At 63.9% G+C, this 19,284-nt stretch carries 19 protein-coding genes; 3 read left to right on the forward strand and 16 right to left on the reverse strand.

From position 1 onward, the window contains the following. Window positions 1-447: 447 nt before the first annotated feature. Complete coding sequence (locus FQ755_RS32345; protein ID WP_144160951.1) at window positions 448-1,263, forward strand: pyruvate, water dikinase regulatory protein; 816 nt, start codon at window positions 448-450, stop codon at window positions 1,261-1,263. Between the two features lie 112 nt (window positions 1,264-1,375). Here the strand turns inward: FQ755_RS32345 and FQ755_RS32350 are convergent, their stop codons facing one another. The 16 genes from FQ755_RS32350 to rpsB form a co-directional block, all read right to left on the reverse strand. Next, the gene (locus FQ755_RS32350; RefSeq protein WP_144160954.1) at window positions 1,376-2,167 is read right to left on the reverse strand and encodes a TrmH family RNA methyltransferase; all 792 of its coding nucleotides are present in this window, start codon (window positions 2,165-2,167) and stop codon (window positions 1,376-1,378) included. Between the two features lie 84 nt (window positions 2,168-2,251). Continuing rightward, window positions 2,252-3,007, reverse strand: coding sequence for a ribonuclease HII (rnhB, locus tag FQ755_RS32355; protein ID WP_144160957.1), 756 nt, complete (start codon window positions 3,005-3,007; stop codon window positions 2,252-2,254). Beyond that, window positions 3,004-4,173 carry a lipid-A-disaccharide synthase gene (lpxB, locus tag FQ755_RS32360; protein WP_144160960.1) on the reverse strand — a complete coding sequence of 390 codons (1,170 nt, stop codon included), beginning with the start codon at window positions 4,171-4,173 and terminating at the stop codon, window positions 3,004-3,006. Before lpxB ends, rnhB begins: the two co-directional genes overlap by 4 nt. A gap of 3 nt (window positions 4,174-4,176) precedes the next feature. After that, window positions 4,177-4,965: an acyl-ACP--UDP-N-acetylglucosamine O-acyltransferase gene (gene lpxA, locus FQ755_RS32365; RefSeq protein WP_144160963.1), complete on the reverse strand. Its 789-nt coding sequence runs from the start codon at window positions 4,963-4,965 to the stop codon at window positions 4,177-4,179. 57 nt (window positions 4,966-5,022) lie between these two features. After that, the gene (gene fabZ, locus FQ755_RS32370; RefSeq protein ID WP_074299615.1) at window positions 5,023-5,490 is read right to left on the reverse strand and encodes a 3-hydroxyacyl-ACP dehydratase FabZ; all 468 of its coding nucleotides are present in this window, start codon (window positions 5,488-5,490) and stop codon (window positions 5,023-5,025) included. A 258-nt stretch (window positions 5,491-5,748) separates the two neighbouring features. After that, on the reverse strand, window positions 5,749-6,828 hold the full coding sequence (gene lpxD / locus FQ755_RS32375) for a UDP-3-O-(3-hydroxymyristoyl)glucosamine N-acyltransferase (RefSeq protein ID WP_144160966.1): 1,080 nt from the start codon (window positions 6,826-6,828) through the stop codon (window positions 5,749-5,751). A gap of 20 nt (window positions 6,829-6,848) precedes the next feature. Beyond that, window positions 6,849-7,415, reverse strand: a complete 567-nt coding sequence (locus FQ755_RS32380; RefSeq protein ID WP_409937794.1) for an OmpH family outer membrane protein — start codon at window positions 7,413-7,415, stop codon at window positions 6,849-6,851. A 105-nt stretch (window positions 7,416-7,520) separates the two neighbouring features. Next, window positions 7,521-7,736: a hypothetical protein gene (locus tag FQ755_RS32385; RefSeq protein ID WP_144160969.1), complete on the reverse strand. Its 216-nt coding sequence runs from the start codon at window positions 7,734-7,736 to the stop codon at window positions 7,521-7,523. 67 nt (window positions 7,737-7,803) lie between these two features. After that, window positions 7,804-9,192, reverse strand: a complete 1,389-nt coding sequence (gene rseP, locus FQ755_RS32390; RefSeq protein ID WP_144160972.1) for an RIP metalloprotease RseP — start codon at window positions 9,190-9,192, stop codon at window positions 7,804-7,806. Window positions 9,193-9,199: 7 nt separating this feature from the next. Then, window positions 9,200-10,405, reverse strand: a complete 1,206-nt coding sequence (locus tag FQ755_RS32395; protein ID WP_144160975.1) for a 1-deoxy-D-xylulose-5-phosphate reductoisomerase — start codon at window positions 10,403-10,405, stop codon at window positions 9,200-9,202. A 10-nt stretch (window positions 10,406-10,415) separates the two neighbouring features. Beyond that, window positions 10,416-11,237 carry a phosphatidate cytidylyltransferase gene (locus tag FQ755_RS32400; protein ID WP_144160978.1) on the reverse strand — a complete coding sequence of 274 codons (822 nt, stop codon included), beginning with the start codon at window positions 11,235-11,237 and terminating at the stop codon, window positions 10,416-10,418. Continuing rightward, complete coding sequence (gene uppS, locus FQ755_RS32405; RefSeq protein ID WP_144160981.1) at window positions 11,231-12,013, reverse strand: polyprenyl diphosphate synthase; 783 nt, start codon at window positions 12,011-12,013, stop codon at window positions 11,231-11,233. Before uppS ends, FQ755_RS32400 begins: the two co-directional genes overlap by 7 nt. 63 nt (window positions 12,014-12,076) lie before the next feature. Continuing rightward, window positions 12,077-12,637, reverse strand: coding sequence for a ribosome recycling factor (frr, locus tag FQ755_RS32410; protein WP_144160984.1), 561 nt, complete (start codon window positions 12,635-12,637; stop codon window positions 12,077-12,079). Window positions 12,638-12,735: 98 nt separating this feature from the next. Then, on the reverse strand, window positions 12,736-13,449 hold the full coding sequence (pyrH, locus tag FQ755_RS32415; RefSeq protein ID WP_074264280.1) for a UMP kinase: 714 nt from the start codon (window positions 13,447-13,449) through the stop codon (window positions 12,736-12,738). Between the two features lie 221 nt (window positions 13,450-13,670). Next, window positions 13,671-14,552: a translation elongation factor Ts gene (gene tsf / locus FQ755_RS32420; RefSeq protein ID WP_144161464.1), complete on the reverse strand. Its 882-nt coding sequence runs from the start codon at window positions 14,550-14,552 to the stop codon at window positions 13,671-13,673. Between the two features lie 166 nt (window positions 14,553-14,718). Beyond that, window positions 14,719-15,471, reverse strand: coding sequence for a 30S ribosomal protein S2 (gene rpsB / locus FQ755_RS32425; protein ID WP_144160988.1), 753 nt, complete (start codon window positions 15,469-15,471; stop codon window positions 14,719-14,721). A 377-nt stretch (window positions 15,472-15,848) separates the two neighbouring features. Here rpsB and map point away from each other — a divergent pair, with 377 nt between their 5' ends. Continuing rightward, a complete protein-coding gene (gene map / locus FQ755_RS32430) occupies window positions 15,849-16,673 on the forward strand; it encodes a type I methionyl aminopeptidase (protein WP_144160991.1) in 825 nt (274 codons plus the stop codon). 29 nt (window positions 16,674-16,702) lie between these two features. Further along, window positions 16,703-19,282, forward strand: a complete 2,580-nt coding sequence (locus tag FQ755_RS32435; protein ID WP_144160994.1) for a [protein-PII] uridylyltransferase — start codon at window positions 16,703-16,705, stop codon at window positions 19,280-19,282. Window positions 19,283-19,284 lie beyond the last annotated feature (2 nt).

A 19,284-nucleotide genomic window follows, 5' to 3' on the forward strand; every position in this document is an offset into this window, starting at 1 on the left:
GCGGCGACGGCTGCTTGCCACCGGGTCACGAAGCGCACGCAAAGCGCGAGGTAGCCGACGGTTTGACGAAATTGCTCACATTCGCCGCAAGTTACCGGCTAAAAGCAGGGCGATGACCGGGCGATAACCGCGAGTTAGGCACGGATTGCCTGCAATTGCTTATCCAACAGGTTGCCGCTATTCTACCGTGCCGACTCTCGAAATGTGACAGTCGGTCGAGAATTGCGCCTCGAACCGCGCCCCGGACCTGCCGTCGGGCTCATTGCGAGGCCGAGGGAGTCGGGGCGCGCAAGCGGCGCCCGGCGCGCCGCGCCGACGCCTCTGAAGATTGCGCGGTGGCTTCCGGATGCTTTGCACGCACATTCCGGTTAGCCACCGTACAGTGGGCATCGCTGCGACGCTGTTAGATTCGAGTGACATTTTCCACACACGTTCCCTGCCCCACTGATGCCGCCCACCGTATTCATCGTCTCCGACGGTACCGGGATCACTGCCGAAACCTTCGCGCATTCGATCCTCTCCCAGTTCGACCAGAAATTCCGCCTGGTGCGGGTGCCTTTTGTCGATTCCACCGAAAAGGCCTACGCGACGCTCGAAAAGATCAACGAAGCGCTCGTGCAGGACGGCCGCCGGCCGATCGTCTTCACGACGCTGGTCGACAGTGCGTCGAACAAGATCGTCAAGGGCTCCAACGCGCTGGTGCTGGACATGTTCCAGACTTTCGTCGAGCCGCTCGAACAGGAACTGGAACTGAAATCGAGCCACGCGATGGGCCGCGGCCACCAGAACGCGGACACCGAGGAGTACAAGAACCGTATCGAGGCGATTAATTTCTCGCTCGCCCATGACGACGGTCAATCGAACCGCAATCTGGCCGACGCGGACGTGATTCTGGTGGGCGTGTCGCGCAGCGGCAAGACGCCGACGAGCCTCTATCTGGCGATGCAATACGGCGTGAAGGCGGCCAACTATCCGCTGATTCCGGAAGATTTCGAACGCGGCAAGCTGCCGACGCCGCTGCTCGAACATCGCGGCAAGATGTTCGGGCTGTCGATCGATCCGCAGCGGCTCTCGGAGATCCGCAACGAGCGCCGGCCGGGCAGCAAGTACGCGGCGCCGGAGAACTGCCGTTACGAGATCAACGAAGCGGAAGGGATGATGCGGCGCGAAGGGATCAAGTGGCTCTCGTCGACGCACAAGTCGATCGAAGAGATTGCGACGACGATCCTGCAGGAGATCAAGCTGGATCGTCCGGGGTACTGAATTGACGAATTGACGCAGGTGTCAACGCGGGTATTCACGCCGGTATCAACGCCGGGCTTGGCGGGTGACGCCCGACCCGGCCCGGCGTGGTGTGGCGTAGCGCGGCGCGAAATTAACGCGCGCCGCCGCCGCGCTGCTGGCGGCACTGCTCGAACAGGCACACAGCGGCAGCCGCCGCCACATTCAACGATTCCATCCCGCCCGGCTGCGGAATCGTCACCCGCAACGTGACCGCATCGCGCCACGGCTGCGACACGCCCGCGCCTTCATTGCCCATCACCCACGCGAGCGGCCCGGACAGGTCGCAGTCGTAGATCGCCTCGGCGCCGTGCGAGTCCGTAATCACCACCGGCACGGCGAGACGTTCAATCAGCGTATGCGGTTCGACGTCTTCGTGGATCTGCAGCAGAAAATGCGCGCCCATGCCCGAGCGCAATACTTTCGACGACCACGCGTAAGCCGTGCCCGGCGCGCAAAACACCTGCTGGATACCTGCGGCAGCGGCACTGCGCAGAATCGAGCCGACATTGCCCGCGTCCTGCACGCCATCCAGCACGACACAGGTCTGCATCACCCGTTCCGGCAACGCGGGCGCGAGCTTCTCGACCAGCAGCAGAATCCCCACCCCGTTGACCACGTTCGATAACTGACCGAACAGCGCGTCCGGCAGCGTCACGAGCCGATGTTCGTCGATCCGCGAGACGATGGCCTGCGCTTCCTCATGACGCAGCGCGCCCTCGGTAATCAGACAGGTTTCCGGCTGCCCGGCCACCTCCAGATAAGCACTCGCCAGATGAAAACCTTCGAGCAGCGCGTGGCCGCTGCGACGCTGTTGATGCGTCGAGCCGGCCAATGCCTTGAGGCGTTTGTAGAGCGGATTGTCCCGCGAGGTGATGGCTTTCACAGGCGGTGAAGACAGTGAGAAAGTGAAAAAGGCGCGCAATGGAGCAGCCGCGCGGGCATGTCGGCGTGGCGGCGGCTCAACGGATCACGAGGAAAACGAAGTGCCGCTGAACGGCTCGTCCCACGCGGCGTCCATGACTTCAGCGGCGACCAGCGGAGCCGCGCCCGGCAGGCTCACGTCCACCTTGATGCCGGCGATGCGCAGATGCGCTTCCCGAACCGGCGCAAACGAGCGCCGATGATGCTCGCACGGGCCGTGTTCGCGCAGTGCCGCCAGATGCTGCGGCGTGCCGTAGCCGGAGTGCGCGTCGAAGCCGTACACCGGGAAGTTTTGATGAAGCTGCAGCAGCATCCGGTCGCGCGTGACCTTGGCGAGAATCGACGCCGCCGAAATGGATTTGACCAGCGCGTCGCCGCCGATAATCGCCTCGCTGCGGATGCTCAGCACCGGGCACCGATTGCCGTCGATCTTCACCAGCGTCGGCGTCACTGCGAGCCCTTCGACGGCGCGCTTCATCGCCAGCATGGTCGCGTGCAAAATATTGAGTGTGTCGATTTCTTCGACCGAGGCCGAGGCGACGCAGTACGCCAAAGCCCGCTCGACGATCTTGTCGTACAGTTCGTCACGCTTTTTGGCGGTGAGCGCCTTCGAGTCGTCGAGACCGCGAATCATCGGTTTCGACGGATCGAAAATCACCGCCGCGGCCACCACTGGACCGGCCAGCGGTCCGCGCCCCGCTTCGTCGACGCCGCAGACGATCTCGTCCGCCGCGTTGAAGTTCAAGCCCGGTTGCTGGGCCAGCAACGCGGCTTTGCGCCGGGGCGCGCGCGCAGCCGTCATCGACGCACCTTGCGCGTTTCGACCACGTTCGCCACCACTTCCGCGGCACGCTGGGCTGTGTTCTGCTTCAGCACGTGATGCATCTCCGTGAAAATTTCCGTCAGCGTGCGCCGGTTGGCTTCGTCGCGCAACTGTTTCAAGGTGGCATCGGCGAGCGCCTCGGGCGTCGCGAAGTGCTGCAGGATTTCCGGCACCACGAAGCGCCCCGCCAGGATATTCGGCAGCCCCACGTAGGGCAGATAGCCCTGACGACGCATGATCTGACCGGTCAGCCAGGGTACCTTGTAGGAAATCACCATCGGCTTTTTCAGCAACGCGGCTTCGAGCGTCACCGTGCCGCTTTTGACGAGGATCGCGTCGGCGGCGGTCATCGCTACCTGCGCCTGGCCTTCGACCAGCGTGAGCGCGAGGCCAGGGCTCGCGTCGATCAACGGTTGCAGCAGTTCGCGCAAAGCGGGCGTGGCCACCGGCATCACGAACCGCACACCCGGCTCGCGGTGCTGCATCAACTCCATGGCCGCGAAAAACGTGGGGCCGATCAGATTGATTTCGGAGCGCCGGCTGCCTGGCAGCACGGCGATCACCGGTCCGCTTTCCGGCAGGCCGAGCGTGCGACGCGCGGCCTGTGTGTCAGGCACCAGCGGAATTTCGTCGGCGAGCGGATGGCCCACGTAGGTCGCTGTGACGCCGGCCTTTTCCAGCAGCGCGGTTTCGAACGGAAACACGCACAGCATGTGGTCGACCGCCTTGGCGATCTTCTTGATCCGGCCCCCACGCCATGCCCAGATGGACGGACACACGAAGTGGACGGTTGGAATACCCGCCTCGCGCAGGCCGTGCTCGAGGCCGAAGTTGAAATCGGGCGCGTCGACACCGACGAATACCGACGGCGGCTCGGCCAGCAACTGCCGTTTCAGCTCGTTGCGGATGCTGAGAATGCCGGGAATGTGCCGTAGCGCTTCGACATAACCGCGCACCGACAGCTTTTCCATCGGCCAGTGAGGGTCGAAGCCCGTCGCGGCCATGCGCGGGCCGCCGATACCGTAGTACTGCGTGCCGGCCGGCAGACGGCTCGTGAGGCCGTCGAGCAGCGACGCGGCCAGCAGGTCGCCGGACGGCTCGCCGGCCACCATCGCGACGCGGAGCGGATTGGGTTGCAGGACCATCGCTTAGCGGATGATGCCGCGTTGCGACGCGACCACGAAGTCGACCAGCGCCTTCACCGGTGCATCGCCGTCGCCGCCGGCACAAGCCAGCTCGGCCAGTTGCGCCTTGGCTTCTTCGAGCGACAGGCCGTTCTTGTACAGCAGGCGGTACGCGGCGCGCAGCGCCGAGATGGCGTCCGGCGAAAAACCGCGGCGCCGCAGGCCTTCGACGTTGATGCCGTGCGGCTCCGCCTTGTTGCCGGCCGCGATGACGAACGGCGGGATGTCCTGCACGAGCGCCGAGGCGCCCCCCAGCATCGAATGCGCGCCGATGCGCACGAACTGGTGTACGCCCGACATGCCGCCGACAATGGCGTAATCGCCGATCGTCACGTGGCCGGCCATCTGCGCGTTGCTCGCCAGAATGACGTTGTTGCCCACGTGGCAGTCGTGTCCGAGGTGCACGTAGGCCATGATCCAGTTGTCGTCGCCGAGCGTGGTGACGCCCGCGTCCTGAACCGTGCCGGTGTGGATCGTGGTGAATTCGCGAATCGTGTTGCGATTGCCGATCACAAGCCGCGTGGGCTCGTCCTTGTACTTCATGTCCTGCGGCCGACCGCCGACCGATGCATAGTGGCCGATGCGGTTGTCTTCGCCAATCGTCGTATGACCTTCGATCACGCTGTGCGAACCGATGGTCGTGCCCGCGCCAATCGTGACATGCGGGCCAACAATGGCATACGGTCCGATTTCAACCGTTTCGTCGAGCTGCGCGCCCGGCTCGACGATTGCAGTGGGATGAATCCTGCTCATGCGCCCTCGCTTCTGATTGCGTTGCGTTATATGGATGCCGTCCCTGCTGGCAGTCCATTACTGGCCGTCGGTGTCCGTGTGGCGAACCGCGCACATCAGGTCGGCTTCCGCCGCCACCGCACCGTCCACCTCGGCGCGCGCCTTGAACTTCCAGATGCCGCGCATATGCCGCTCGAACGTTGCGTTCAGAATGAGCTGATCGCCCGGCTCCACCACGCGCTTGAAGCGCGCATTGTCGATGCCGACGAACAGGTACAGCGTGTTGCCCGGATCATGCGGCTCTTCCGAGAACGTCAGAAGCGCGGCGGTTTGCGCCAGCGCTTCGAGGATCAGCACGCCCGGCATCACCGGACGGCTCGGGAAGTGGCCCATGAAGTACGGCTCGTTGATCGACACGTTCTTCAGCGCTTTGATGCTCTTGTGCGGCTCGAGTTCGAGCACCCGGTCGACCAGCAGGATCGGGTAGCGATGCGGAAGCAGCTTGAGAATCTTATGAATGTCGAGATTGATTTTTTCGGTGCTCATGGTGTTTCTGCTCACGCATTGACGCGCGATGATGACTGCGGATACGGTTCGGTGGATGCGTGCCTGCTGCCACCGCTTGAGGCGCCACGGCAGTCCATGCTCCGGTGACTGCAACCGGTACTGCCTACATGGTTTGCTGCGTGGCTTGTTGCTTGAATCGCTGCCTGGGTTGATGCACGCGCTTCAATGTGCGAACTCTAGCGCACGAGCCCTCGTGCGCAGCAGCCGCCAGACCGCCGGCGGCTGCCTGAGCGGCGCTCACGCCGCGTGGCCCGGCGCGCCGGCTGCCGCGGCTTTCTCCAGCGCCCTGATACGGTCGCGCAGCTTGTCGATGTTGCGCAGCAAGGCCGCGCTGCGGTTCCAGTCGGCGTGCTCGACCGCCGGGAACGCGCTCGTGTACATGCCGGGCTTCGACAGCGACTTCGAGACGCCCGACTTCGCCGTGACGATCACATAGTCAGCCAGTGTAACGTGTCCGGCAATGCCGACCGCGCCGCCAATCATGCAATGCCGGCCAATATTCGTGCTGCCGGCGATGCCCGCGCAACCGGCGATGACCGTGTAGGCGCCGATCCGGCAGTTATGGCCGATCTGCACCAGGTTGTCGATCTTCACGCATTCTTCGATGACGGTATCGGCCATCGCGCCGCGGTCGATGGTCGTATTGGCGCCGATTTCGACATCCGGGCCAATCGACACGCCGCCCACCTGGGGAATCTTCACCCAACTGCCGGTGCGGGCCTCGCCTTCGCCGGTAAAGTCCGGCGCAAAGCCGAAGCCATCCGAGCCGATCACCGCGCCGGCGTGCACGATGACGCGCTCGCCGATCTTGCAGCCGTGGTAGACGCTGACGTTCGGATAGAGATGCGAGCCCGCGCCGATGCGCGTGCCACGACCGACCACCACGTTCGCATCCAGCCGAACCTGCTCGCCGATCACGGCGCCCGCTTCCACCGTGACGTGCGGACCGATTACCGCGCTCGGCGCGATCTGCGCCGAAGGATCGATCGTTGCGCTGGGATGCACGCCCGGCGCGGCCTTGGGCGCGGCCAGATCGATGAAAGCCTGCGCGACGCGCGCGAAGTAAGCGTAGGGATTGGGCGTGACGATGAAATTACGGCCGCCCTGCTCGCCGAGCTTCGCGAGATCGTCGGCGCTGATCAGCACGGCGCCGGCGCCGGTGGTCTCGACCTGGGACAGATACTTCGGATTGGCGAGGAACGCCAGCTGGTTCGGGCCAGCCTGGTCGAGCGGCGCCAGACTGCCCACGCGCTGCGACCGGTCTCCAACTACTTCACCGCCGAAACGCCGGACGATGTCCTCGAGCGTGAAAGCCATGCGTGTACTGCTCCTGCTGTTCAGTTGCCGTTATTCGTGGACGACGCGCCCGAGGTGCCGTTCGTGGGCGCCGCCGCCAGCGCCTTGAGCACCTGGTCGGTAATGTCGATACGCGGACTGACATACACCGCTTCCTGAACGATCAGGTCGTAGTGCTGCTGCTCGGCGATCTGCTTGATCACCTTGTTGGCGCGGTCGAGGACGGCGGCCAGTTCTTCATTGCGGCGCTGGTTCAGGTCTTCGCGGAATTCGCGCTGCTTGCGCTGGAAATCGGTGTCCAGTTGCGACAGATCGCGCTGCTTCTCGGCGCGGTCCGCGGCGGACATCGACGGGCCGTTCTTGTCCAGCGCGTCGGACATTGACTTCAGCTTCTGCGCCATGTCCTGCAGATCCTTGTCGCGCTTTGCGAACTCGGCCTCCAGCTTGGTCTGGGCAGCCTTCGCGGCAGACGATTCGCGCAGGATACGATCCGAGTTGACGGCCGCAATTCTGGCTTCCTGCCCGTGCGCTACTCCAACGCCCAAAGTCATCGCCAGCGCAAGCGCGCCCACCAAACGTTTCGAAAACATACCGGTTCGCAAAGTCATCCTCTCGATACTGTAAAGAGGTCCGGGATAAGCCCGGACCCTCCAATCAGAATGCCGTTCCAAGCTGGAACTGGAATTTCTGGTGCTGATTGCCGCTGTGCCGCATCAGCCGCATCCCGCTGCCGCCTGCATGGCAATTCCTGCGGATCGTCCAGGGTTGACCGCCCCGGCCGTGGCAGCAGCAACGCCGCGCCGCACGAGACCCGCGCCGAAATATACCGTATCGACTTCCGGGAATGGAACGCCGAATTTCAGGTCAGCGCCGGCGGCGACGGTCAGATTGCCGTTATCGACCGGGTGCCGACCGGAGCAATTGATCAACCAGGACCGTCCTCAATCTCAGGCCAAACCTGCCGGACGGCCCCTTCCGTGAGCGCCGCCAGACATTTTAAAAATGGATCAGACGAGCCAGATCGTTGAACAGCGCGATCGCCGACAAGGCGACGATACAGGCGAGCCCGGCTCTCTGGAGAACGAGCTGCAGGCGGTCTGAAACCGCTTTGCCGGTTGCAGCTTCAACCAAATAATATAACAGATGCCCTCCGTCCAATACCGGAATAGGCAGTAGGTTAAGTACCCCCAGGCTGATACTCACCAAGGCCAGGAATGACAGAAACGCCGAAGGGCCAAGTCTGGCGCTCTTACCCGCGTAGTCGGCAATCGTCACCGGGCCTGACAGATTTTTCAGCGACGCCTCGCCGGTCAGCATGCGGCCAAACATGCGTACCGAGTACGCCGCCAGATCCCACGTGCGGTGCGCGCCCAGTTGCAGGCTCTCGATCGGCCCATAGCGAACCTGGATGGACGGCACCTGGGTGGCCAGTTCCGCGCCGATCCGGCCAATCGACTCGCCGGTCGCGTCGTCGCGCTGCGCGAGCGGGACCACATGAATCTCTTCGCTCTTGCCGGCCTGCTGGGCGTCGCCGCCACGCTCGACCTGCAGCGTCATGGGCTTGCCTGCGTGCGTCTTCACGTAGGCGATGAACGCGGTGGCGTTATCGGCCGGCTTGCCGTCGATCGACACCAGCCGGTCGCCCGCTGCGAGGCCCGCGTGTTGCGCCGCGCTGCCGGCCTGCACGCCCGCGACGATCAGCTTGCCGCCGCCCGGCTCGAAGCCCAGATGCGACATGAAATCGTCGTCGACGTCCTTCTCGGCGACGTCGCGCAGATCCAGCGGGAAATCGGAGGTGCCGTGGCTGTCTTTGGCGCTCAGGATCACGCGGTGATGATCGAACGCGGCGCCGAGCAGTTTCCAGCGCAAGTCGGACCATGAACGGACCGGCTCGCCGCGACCGCCGTCCGAATTACGCACGGCGACCACCGTCTCGCCGCCGTCGAAACCGGCCAGCGCCGCCGGCGTATTCGCCGCGGGCGCGGCGACGATCGCAGCGGGTTCGCTCACGCCGGTGGCAAACACGGCGGCGAACAGCACGATGGCCAGGATGAAATTGGCCACCGGCCCCGCTGCGACAATCGCAAAACGCTTGGCGACATGCTGGCGGTTGAACGCGTGCGGCAACTGCCCGGCAGGAATCTGCACGTCCGCTTCACGCTCGTCGAGCATCTTCACGTAGCCGCCCAGCGGCAACGCGGCAATCGTCCATTCGGTGCCGGTCTTCGGACTGACCCACTGCACCAGCGGCTTACCGAACCCGATCGAAAAGCGCAGCACTTTCACGCCGCACCAGCGCGCGACACTGTAGTGGCCATACTCGTGGACCACCACGAGCACGCCGATTGCAACGGCGAAGGCGAGCACTTCGATCAGCAGGTTCATATTCGCCTCACTGCACGGCACCTTCCGCGCGAACGGCGTCTTGCGGCAGACGCTGGATAAAGTCGGCAGCCGCGCGGCGTGCGGCCGCGTCGGCTTCGATGACGTCTTCGAGGGCATGCGCGCTGCGGTTGGGCAACGCGTTCAGCACGGCGTCGACCACCTGGGCAATCGCCATGAAGCCGATCTTGCGGGCGAGGAAGGCGTCGACGGCGATCTCGTTGGCGGCGTTCAGCGCCGCGCTGGCGATGCCGCCCTCGGCGAGCGCCTTCATGGCCAGCGCGAGACACGGAAAGCGCGCATAGTCCGGCTTCTCGAACGACAGCGATGCGACCTGCACGAGGTCGAGCTGCGCCACGCCGGAATCGACGCGATCAGGAAATGCGAGTGCATGCGCGATCGGCGTGCGCATGTCGGGATTGCCGAGCTGCGCGAGCACCGAGCCGTCGGCATACGACACCATCGAGTGGATCACGCTCTGCGGATGGATCAGCACCTCAATGCGCTCGCCCGGCAGCGCGAACAGCCAGTGCGCCTCGATGACTTCGAGGCCCTTGTTCATCATCGTGGCGGAATCTACCGAGATTTTGCGGCCCATCACCCAGTTCGGATGCTTGCAGGCTTCGTCCGGCGTCACATTGACGAGACTCGCCGGTTCGCGCGTGCGGAACGGGCCGCCCGAGGCGGTCAGGATGATCTTCGACACGCCGCCATGCAGCGCCGCTTCGCGCGGCAGACACTGGAAAATCGCGTTGTGTTCGCTGTCGACCGGCAGCAGTACGGCGCCGTGATCGCGCACCGCGTCCATGAAGATCGCGCCGGACATCACCAGCGCTTCCTTGTTGGCGAGCAGGATGCGCTTGCCGGCACGCGCTGCCGCCAGACTCGGAGCAAGACCCGCGGCGCCGACGATGGCCGCCACCACCGTATCGCAACCGTCGCTCTTCGAAATATCGACGAGCGCCTGCGGACCGTAGGTCACCTCGGTCCTGCAGCCGGCTTCGCGCAGCTTCGCGGCGACCTGCGCCGCGGTTGCGGCGTCGCCGACCACGGCCACTTCGGGTTGAAAGCGCAGGCATTGTTCGACGAGCTTGTCGCCGTTGCGATGCGCGCTCAGCGCGTAGACCGCAAAACGCTCGGGATGACGCGCGACGACGTCGAGCGTGCTGTCTCCAATCGAGCCCGTGGAACCGAGCAGTGTCAGACGTTTTTGCATATCTCTTTCTCTAGCCGAGCAGCAGCATGGCGAGCGGCAGCACCGGCAATAATGCATCGATGCGATCGAGGACGCCACCATGCCCTGGTAGCAGGCCGCTCGAATCCTTCACGCCGGCCTGTCGTTTTAACATCGATTCGAACAGATCGCCGACGACGCTGAACACCACCAGAATCGTCAGGACGACCAGCGTGCGGACCGCGCCAAGGCGCTCCAGCAACGCGGAAAACAGTGTCGGCTCGAACGCATGCAGCACTATAGCCGCTGAAGCCACGATCAGGACAGCCAGCCAGCCGCCCACCGCGCCTTCCCACGTCTTACCGGGGCTGATGGACGGCGCCAGCTTGTGTTTGCCGAACGCTTTCCCGGCAAAGTATGCGCCGATATCGGCCAGCCAGACCACCAGCATCAGGGACAGAACAAATGGCACGCCCTTCGCACGCGCGGCGACAAGTGCATGCCAGCAGGCGACGAACACCACAATCCCGGCCAGAAACAGGAACGGGCGCCAGGCGCCCTGCGCGAGTGTCGGCTTGCGCAACAGCACATAGGGGCCAGCCAGCACCCAGAACACCGCCGCGGCCTGCAGCAGCGAACGCGGCGGATTGACTTCCGTGCCAAGCCGGGTGCTTGCCACCAGCGCCGCCGCCGCGACCAGCGCGTAGATCACCGGACCGACGCCGCCCGCCTTCAGCAAACGCGCCCATTCCCAGGCGGCGAACACGAGCACGAACGCGATCAGCGCGCCGAACGCGCCCACCGGCGCGAACAGCGTGACCGGCAAAAACACCGCCAGCAGGACGATCGCCGTGATAACACGGGTTTTTAGCATGGAAGCGAATCGACGTTTTGCGATTGCGGCTCGAGTTGAGCGCTGGTGCGGCCGAAGCGGCGTTCGCGCTCCGCATAGGAATCGATCGCGTGGCGCAGCGCCTCGGCGTCGAAATCCGGCCAGAAGGTGTCGGTGAAGTAGAACTCGGTGTAGGCGAGTTGCCAGAGCAGGAAATTGCTGATGCGCTGCTCGCCGCCGGTACGGATGAACAGATCGGGTTCCGGCGCGTAGGCCATGGCGAGATGCTCGGCGAACGATTCCTCGCTGATCTCGACGGCTTCGCCCGCCAGCGCCGACTGCTCGGCCAGCTTGCGGGTCGCCTGCATGATGTCCCAGCGGCCGCCGTAGTTGGCGGCGATGGTCAGGGTGAGACGGGTATTGCGGGCGGTTTTGGTCTCGGCGCGGCGGATCAGGTCCTGGATGCGCTTGTCGAACATCGCCAGGTCGCCGACCACGCGCAGGCGAATGCCATTGGCGTGCAGCTTGCCGACTTCACGCTCAAGCGCCGTCACGAACAGGCGCATGAGGAACGACACTTCGTCGTTCGGACGGCGCCAGTTTTCGGAGCTGAAGGCAAACAGCGTCAGATATTCGACGCCGGAACGCGCGCACGCTTCGACGGCGGCACGCACCGCGTCGACGCCGCGTGTATGGCCTGCCACGCGCGGCAGGCGGCGCTGCGTTGCCCAACGGCCGTTGCCGTCCATGATGATCGCGATATGTCGCGGCACCGCCGCGACATCAGGTACGCGAACGGTTGAGCTGGTATAGGTCATGGCCGTTGGGACAGTGACTGCAAAAAAAGAAGTAAAGACCTGAAGATGCTGAGCCTGGCGGCCTCAGACCGTCATGATCTCGGCTTCTTTGGTCGTCACGAGCTTGTCGATTTCCGACACGAACTTGTCCGTCAGCTTCTGGACGTCGTCGCCGGCACGACGCTCGTCGTCTTCGGAGATTTCTTTGTCTTTCACGAGCTTCTTCAGTTGCTCGTTCGCATCGCGACGCAGATTGCGCACCGCGATCTTGGCCGTTTCGGCTTCGCTGCGGGCAACCTTGGTCAGCTCGCGGCGGCGCTCTTCGGTCAGCGCGGGCATCGGCACGCGGATCACGTCGCCCTGGGTGGCCGGGTTCAGGCCGAGATCGGAGTCGCGAATCGCCTTTTCGACGACCGGCACCATCTTCTTTTCCCACGGCTGCACGCCGATGGTACGGGCATCGATCAGCGTCAGGTTCGCAACCTGCGAGATCGGCACCGGCGAGCCGTAATAATCGACCTGGATGTGATCGAGCAGGCCCGTGTGCGCACGGCCCGTGCGGATCTTCGACAGATCGTTCTTGAACGCGTCGATGGAGCGCTGCATCTTCTGCTCGACGCCCTTCCTGATATCAGCCACAGACATTTTTAAACCTCCGAACCTTCAAAACGGTGCGAGCCGGCCTGCGCGCGTTCAGCGGCGGCCCGGGCCCGCGTTAAAGCCCACGTTATGTGAACGAGAGTTTACACGTGGACGAGCGTACCCTCGTCCTCGCCTTGCACAATGCGCTTTAGCGCACCCGGTTTGACAATCGAGAACACGCGGATCGGCAGTTTCTGGTCGCGGCACAGCGCGAACGCCGTCGCGTCCATGACCTGCAGATTGCGGCCGATGGCTTCGTCGAAGCTAATGGTCGTGTAACGGGTGGCCGTGGGGTCTTTCTTGGGGTCGGCGGAATACACGCCGTCCACCTTGGTGGCCTTCAGCACGACTTCCGCGCCGACTTCCGAACCGCGCAGCGCGGCCGCCGTATCCGTCGTGAAGAACGGATTGCCGGTGCCCGCCGCGAAAATCACGACCTTGCCTTCTTCGAGCTGGCGGATCGCGCGGGGGCGGATATACGGCTCGACCACCTGGTCCATGCGCAGCGCCGACTGCACGCGCGCCTCGATGCCGGCGTGGCGCATCGCGTCCTGCAGCGCCAGCGCGTTCATCATGGTGGCGAGCATCCCCATGTAATCGGCTGTGGCGCGGTCCATGCCCGCCGCACCGCCCGCCACGCCACGGAAAATATTGCCGCCACCGATCACAACGGCCAGTTGCGTGCCGAGGCGCACGACCTCGGCCACGTCCGCCACCATTCTTTCGATCGTCGCGCGATTAATGCCAAAGGCATCATCGCCCATCAGAGCTTCACCGGAGAGTTTGAGGAGGACGCGTTTATAGGCTGTGGGCATAGGGATATCCAGATCGCGCAGAACAGGGCAACAACAAGGAGCTAACTGTAGGGGTGAAATGCTGATTCGGGCAAGCGTCGCCAAATTGACGAACCCCAAGGTTCGCCAGAGGCGGCTGCGCGGCGAGGGTCAACCCGCAGGCAGCCTTGCGGCGCCGCCGACCGCGGCAGGATCTTGCCCCGCCGCGGGTCCAACGGTATTGCGGTAAAGCAAGGCAATGCTTATTGCTGCTTTGCAGCAGCCACTTGCGCGGCCACTTCTGCTGCGAAGTCGTCCTGCTTCTTCTCGATGCCTTCGCCGACCACGAACAGCGCGAACTTCTGCACGCTCGAGCCTGCTGCCTTCAGCATCTGCTCGATGGTCTGCTTGTCGTTCTTAACGAACGTCTGGTTCAGCAGCGAGACTTCCTTCAGATACTTCTGCACGCTGCCTTCGACCATCTTGGCGACGATTTCAGCCGGCTTGCCCGATTCGGCGGCCTTCTGTTCGGCAATGCTGCGTTCCTTGGCGATCAGGTCTGCCGGGACGTCGTCCGACGACAGCGAAACCGGCTTCATGGCCGCGATGTGCATGGCCACGTCCTTGCCGACCTGCTCGTCCGCGCCGGTGTATTCGACCAGCACGCCGATGCGCGTGCCGTGCAGGTACGCCGCCAGCTTGTTGGCGGTGTCGAAACGCACGAAACGGCGGATCGACAGGTTTTCGCCGATCTTGCCGACCAGTGCCAGACGCACTGCGTCGACCGTCGAGCCGTCCAGCGGCAGTGCGGCCAGCGCGGCGACGTCAGCCGGGTTTTGCTGGGCGACCAGTTCGGCGATCTGCTTGGAGAAAGCCAGGAAGTCGTCGTTCTTCGAGACGAAGTCGGTTTCGCAGTTCAGTTCGACGATTGCGCCGACGTTGCCGCCGATGAACGACGAGATCACGCCTTCAGCCGTAACGCGCGACGCAGCCTTGCTGGCCTTGTTGCCGAGCTTCACGCGCAGCAGTTCTTCAGCGCGCTCCATGTCGCCGTCGGCTTCCGTCAGCGCCTTCTTGCATTCCATCATCGGCGCATCGGTCTTTGCGCGCAGTTCTGCAACCATGCTTGCGGTAATTGCCGCCATCATTCGCTCCTAAAGTCTGTCTTTCACACACCGCCCGCACTTCGATGCCGGCGGCAAGAATTCGTTTCCGCGCCGCGCGAATTTTTCTCGCGCCCGCGCCGGGTGTCACGACTTAAAAAAAGGGGGCCTGTAGAAAGCCCCCTTTTTTGCCGGACACGGGGCAGCTTTACGCTTCCGCGTTGACCTCGACGAACTCGTCGCCTTCACCGCCACGTGCAGCCTGCACCACTTCGTTGACCGCGTTCGCACGGCCTTCGAGGATCGCGTCGGCCACGCCTTGCGTGTACAGGGCGACCGCCTTGCTGGCGTCGTCGTTACCCGGGATCACGTAGTCGATGCCTTCCGGCGAGTGGTTCGTGTCGACCACGGCGATGACCGGCACGCCGAGCTTGTTGGCTTCGGTGACAGCAATCTTGTGGTAACCGACGTCGACCACGAAAATTGCGTCCGGAATGCCGCCCATGTCCTTCACGCCGCCAATCGACTTTTGCAGCTTGGCGATTTCACGTTCGAACAGAAGCGCTTCCTTCTTGCTCATGCGTTCCGTTTCACCGGCTTCCAGCGCTGCTTCCATGTCTTTCAGGCGCTTGATCGAAACCTTCAGCGTCTTGAAGTTGGTCAGCATGCCGCCGAGCCAGCGTGCGTTGACGAACGGCATGCCAGCGCGTTGTGCCTCTTCGGCGATCGTGTCACGCGATTGACGCTTCGTGCCGACGAACAGGATCGTGCCGCGATTGGCTGCCAGCTGACGCACATACTTCAGTGCGTCGTTGTACATCGGCAGCGTCTTTTCGAGGTTGATGATGTGAATCTTGTTGCGATGACCGAAAATGAAGGGGGCCATCTTCGGGTTCCAGAAGCGCGTTTGGTGACCGAAGTGGACACCTGCTTCCAGCATTTGACGCATGGTAACTGCCATGAAAATCTCCGCTAGGGTTGGGTCTTAAGCCGGCTGCCGTATCGGCCGCGCCGTTTTCGCCTGCTGCGAAAACCTGACGCGGCCAACACCCTGGGTGCTGCCGGCTTGCGAGTCATTCCTGTAGCGCGGACAATCGGAAAGAAATCAGACACGACTATCCGCTACAGGCCAGCCTCTCCACAAAACTGAATAATGTGGATCGACTTAGCCAGAGATTATAGCACGTGACTATCGGTAGACTCAACCTGCCCGGCCGCCCCGAATCGAGGCCACGGTTGCGCCTGCCGGTGACCGGCGGCCCATCGCCCTCTCAAAACCCTGCGAACGCAGGAATATGGTGCGATAATCTTTAAATAATCGCATTTCAGGCCCGACTCATGGCTATTACGCTCAAAAACGAACACGATATCGCGCAAATGCGCGTCGCCTGCCGCCTTGCAAGCGAAGTGCTCGACTACATCACGCCGTTCGTCACCGCCGGCATCACCACCGGCGAGCTCGACCGTCTGTGTCACGAATACATGCTGAAGGAACAGGGCACGGTGCCGGCGCCGCTGAACTATCAGCCGCCCGGCTACCCGCCCTATCCGAAGGCCACCTGCATTTCGGTCAACGACGTGATCTGTCACGGCATTCCGGGCGACAAGACGCTCAAGAACGGCGACGCCCTGAATATCGACGTCACCGTGATCAAGAACGGCTATTTCGGCGACACGAGCCGCATGTTCATCGTCGGCGAAGGCTCGATTCTGGCGAAGCGGCTGGTGCAGACCACCTTCGAATGCATGTGGCTCGGCATCGACCAGGTGCGCCCGGGCGCGCATCTCGGCGACATCGGCCACGCCATCCAGCGTCATGCCGAGGGCCAGGGCTACAGCGTGGTGCGCGAATATTGCGGCCACGGCATCAGCACGGTGTTCCACGAAGACCCGCAGATCCTGCATTACGGCCGTCCCGGCACCGGTTTCGAACTGCAGGCGGGCATGATCTTCACGATTGAGCCGATGATCAACGCCGGCCGGCGCGATATCCGCACCATGCCGGATCAGTGGACCGTGAAAACCAAGGACCGCAGCCTGTCAGCGCAGTGGGAGCACACGGTGCTCGTCACCGAAAGCGGCTATGAGGTGCTGACTGTCTCGGCCGGCACGCCGGCGCGTCCGCCGGTCGTGGCCTCTGCCGCCGCGGCCACCACGGCCTGACGGTCCTGAGTTCCCACTCGCGCGCGCCCATGAGCAGTGTTCCAGCCGTTCCCGTTTCCGACGCGACATCGCTCAAGGCGGACTACAAGGTGGCCAAAGCCAGGTTGCTGGAACGCTTCAAGCTCGCCACCAACGTCGAATCGTTGATGGGGGCGCTCGCGCGCGCGACCGACGAATCGCTGCGCGCCGCCTGGAACGCCTGCGACCTGCCGCCCTCGCTCGCGCTGCTGGCAGTCGGCGGCTATGGGCGCGGCGAGCTCGCGCCGCATTCGGATATCGACATCCTCGTGCTGCTGCCCGACCATCCGGTGGCGCATCTGGAGGCGCGCATCGAGCGCTTTATCAGTCTCGCGTGGGACCTGGGGCTGGAACTCGGCAGTAGCGTGCGCTCCGTCGCGCAGTGTCTCGAAGAAGCCGCCAACGACGTCACCGTGCGCACCTCGCTGCTGGAAGCGCGCCGCATCACCGGCAGCAAGACGCTGTTCGAAGACTTCGCGCAACGCTATCGCGAGGCGCTCGATCCGCGCACCTTCTTCCAGGCCAAAGTGCTGGAAATGCGCCAGCGGCACGCCAAGTTCCAGGACACGCCATACGCGCTCGAACCGAACATCAAGGAAAGCCCGGGCGGCCTGCGCGACCTGCAACTGATCCTGTGGGTGACCCAGGCGGCCGGTTTCGGCAGCAGCTGGCACGAACTGGAAACGCGCGGCCTGATTACCGAGCGCGAAGCCCGCGAGCTGGAGCGCAACGAGGGTTTTCTCAAAGCGCTGCGCGCGCGCCTGCACGTGATTGCCGGGCGGCGCCAGGACATCCTCGTATTCGACCTGCAGACCGCGGTGGCCGAGAGCTTCGGCTACAAGCCGACCGCCACCAAGCGTGCCAGCGAACAGCTGATGCGTCGCTACTACTGGGCGGCCAAGGCGGTCACCCAACTGGCGACGATCCTGATCCAGAACATCGAGGCGCAATTATTCCCGGACACAAGCGGCATTACGCGCGTGCTGTCGGCGCGCTTCGTCGAAAAGCAGGGCATGCTGGAAATCGCCCGTGACGACGTGTTCGAGCGCGAGCCGAACGCCATCCTCGAAGCGTTTCTGCTGTACGAGCTGACGCCCGGCGTGAAGGGCCTGTCCGCGCGCACGCTGCGGGCCATCTACAACGCCCGCGACCTGATGAACCAGCACTGGCGCCGCGATCCGGAAAACCGGCGCCTGTTCATGGAAATCCTCAAGCAGCCGGCCGGTATCACCCACGCCCTGCGGCTGATGAACCAGACCAGCGTGCTGGGGCGCTACCTGCTGAATTTCCGCCGCATCGTCGGCCAGATGCAACACGACCTGTACCACGTCTACACGGTCGACCAGCACATCCTGATGGTGCTGCGCAACCTGCGCCGTTTTACGGTGGCCGAGCACGCCCACGAATACCCGTTCTGCAGCCAGCTGATCGCCAACTTCGAGCGCCCATGGGTGCTGTACGTGGCGGCGCTGTTCCATGACATCGCCAAAGGCCGCGGCGGCGATCACTCGGCGCTCGGCATGGCCGATACGCGCCGTTTCTGCCGCGAACACGGCATGGACAACGAAGACGGCGAACTGGCCGTGTGGCTGGTTCAGCAGCATCTGACGATGAGCCAGGTCGCGCAGAAGCAGGACACCAGCGACCCGGAAGTGGTCAAGCGGTTTGCCGAACTGGTCGGCACCGAACGGCGCCTGACGGCGCTCTACCTCCTGACCGTCGCCGACATTCGCGGCACCAGCCCGAAAGTGTGGAACGGCTGGAAGGGCAAGCTGCTCGAAGACCTTTACCGGTCGACGCTGGCCGTGCTCGGCGGCGCGCGTCCCGACGCGCATTCCGAACTGAAGTCGCGCCAGGAAGAGGCGCTCGCGCTGCTGCGACTCGAAACGGTGCCGGAAAATGCCCATGAAGCGCTATGGGACAAGCTCGACGTCGGCTACTTCCTGCGGCACGACGCGGCGGACATCGCGTGGCAGACGCGCGTGCTGCATCGCCATGTCGAAACGCCCACGCCGATCGTGCGGGCTCGCCCGTCGCCGGTCGGCGCAGCCTTGCAGGTGCTGGTCTACGTGAAGGACCGCCCTGACCTGTTTGCCGGCATTTGCGCGTATTTCGACAAAAACGGGCTGTCGGTTCTCGATGCCCGCGTCAGCACGACCCGCCACGGTTATGCGCTGGACAACTTCATCGTCCAGCACACCGAGGACGACGTGCATTACCGCGACATCGCCAATCTGGTCGAACAGGAACTGACCGCGCGCCTCACGGCGGACGGCACCCTGCTGCCGGACCCGTCGAAGGGGCGCCTGTCGCGCCTGTCGCGGACCTTCCCTGTTACGCCGCGCGTCGACCTTCGGGCCGACGAACGCGGCCAGTACTACATCCTGTCCGTGTCGGCGAACGACCGGCCAGGCCTTCTTTATTCGGTCGCGCGCGTGCTGGCCGAGCATCAGGTCGGCGTCCAATCGGCGCGGATCAATACGCTCGGCGAACGCGTAGAGGACGTGTTCCTGCTGGACGGACGCGGCCTCTCGGACAACCGCCTGCAAATTCAGGTCGAAACCGAACTGCTGCGCGCGATCGCAGTGTGAGA

It is taken from the genome of Paraburkholderia sp. BCC1885 (assembly GCF_900996235.1).
Classification (GTDB): Bacteria; Pseudomonadota; Gammaproteobacteria; order Burkholderiales; family Burkholderiaceae; genus Paraburkholderia.

Excerpts from the sequence above, each read along its gene's own strand:
- tsf (WP_144161464.1), bottom strand. The coding sequence starts at position 14,552 with ATGGCGGCAATTACCGCAAGCATGGTTGCAGAACTGCGCGCAAAGACC.
- FQ755_RS32345 (WP_144160951.1), top strand. The coding sequence starts at position 448 with ATGCCGCCCACCGTATTCATCGTCTCCGACGGTACCGGGATCACTGCC.
- rpsB (WP_144160988.1), bottom strand. The coding sequence starts at position 15,471 with ATGGCAGTTACCATGCGTCAAATGCTGGAAGCAGGTGTCCACTTCGGT.
- lpxB (WP_144160960.1), bottom strand. The coding sequence starts at position 4,173 with ATGGTCCTGCAACCCAATCCGCTCCGCGTCGCGATGGTGGCCGGCGAG.
- frr (WP_144160984.1), bottom strand. The coding sequence starts at position 12,637 with ATGTCTGTGGCTGATATCAGGAAGGGCGTCGAGCAGAAGATGCAGCGC.
- FQ755_RS32400 (WP_144160978.1), bottom strand. The coding sequence starts at position 11,237 with ATGCTAAAAACCCGTGTTATCACGGCGATCGTCCTGCTGGCGGTGTTT.
- FQ755_RS32435 (WP_144160994.1), top strand. The coding sequence starts at position 16,703 with ATGAGCAGTGTTCCAGCCGTTCCCGTTTCCGACGCGACATCGCTCAAG.
- FQ755_RS32395 (WP_144160975.1), bottom strand. The coding sequence starts at position 10,405 with ATGCAAAAACGTCTGACACTGCTCGGTTCCACGGGCTCGATTGGAGAC.
- uppS (WP_144160981.1), bottom strand. The coding sequence starts at position 12,013 with ATGACCTATACCAGCTCAACCGTTCGCGTACCTGATGTCGCGGCGGTG.
- rnhB (WP_144160957.1), bottom strand. The coding sequence starts at position 3,007 with ATGACGGCTGCGCGCGCGCCCCGGCGCAAAGCCGCGTTGCTGGCCCAG.
- lpxA (WP_144160963.1), bottom strand. The coding sequence starts at position 4,965 with ATGAGCAGGATTCATCCCACTGCAATCGTCGAGCCGGGCGCGCAGCTC.
- lpxD (WP_144160966.1), bottom strand. The coding sequence starts at position 6,828 with ATGGCTTTCACGCTCGAGGACATCGTCCGGCGTTTCGGCGGTGAAGTA.
- map (WP_144160991.1), top strand. The coding sequence starts at position 15,849 with ATGGCTATTACGCTCAAAAACGAACACGATATCGCGCAAATGCGCGTC.
- rseP (WP_144160972.1), bottom strand. The coding sequence starts at position 9,192 with ATGAACCTGCTGATCGAAGTGCTCGCCTTCGCCGTTGCAATCGGCGTG.
- fabZ (WP_074299615.1), bottom strand. The coding sequence starts at position 5,490 with ATGAGCACCGAAAAAATCAATCTCGACATTCATAAGATTCTCAAGCTG.
- pyrH (WP_074264280.1), bottom strand. The coding sequence starts at position 13,449 with ATGCCCACAGCCTATAAACGCGTCCTCCTCAAACTCTCCGGTGAAGCT.
- FQ755_RS32380 (WP_409937794.1), bottom strand. The coding sequence starts at position 7,415 with ATGACTTTGCGAACCGGTATGTTTTCGAAACGTTTGGTGGGCGCGCTT.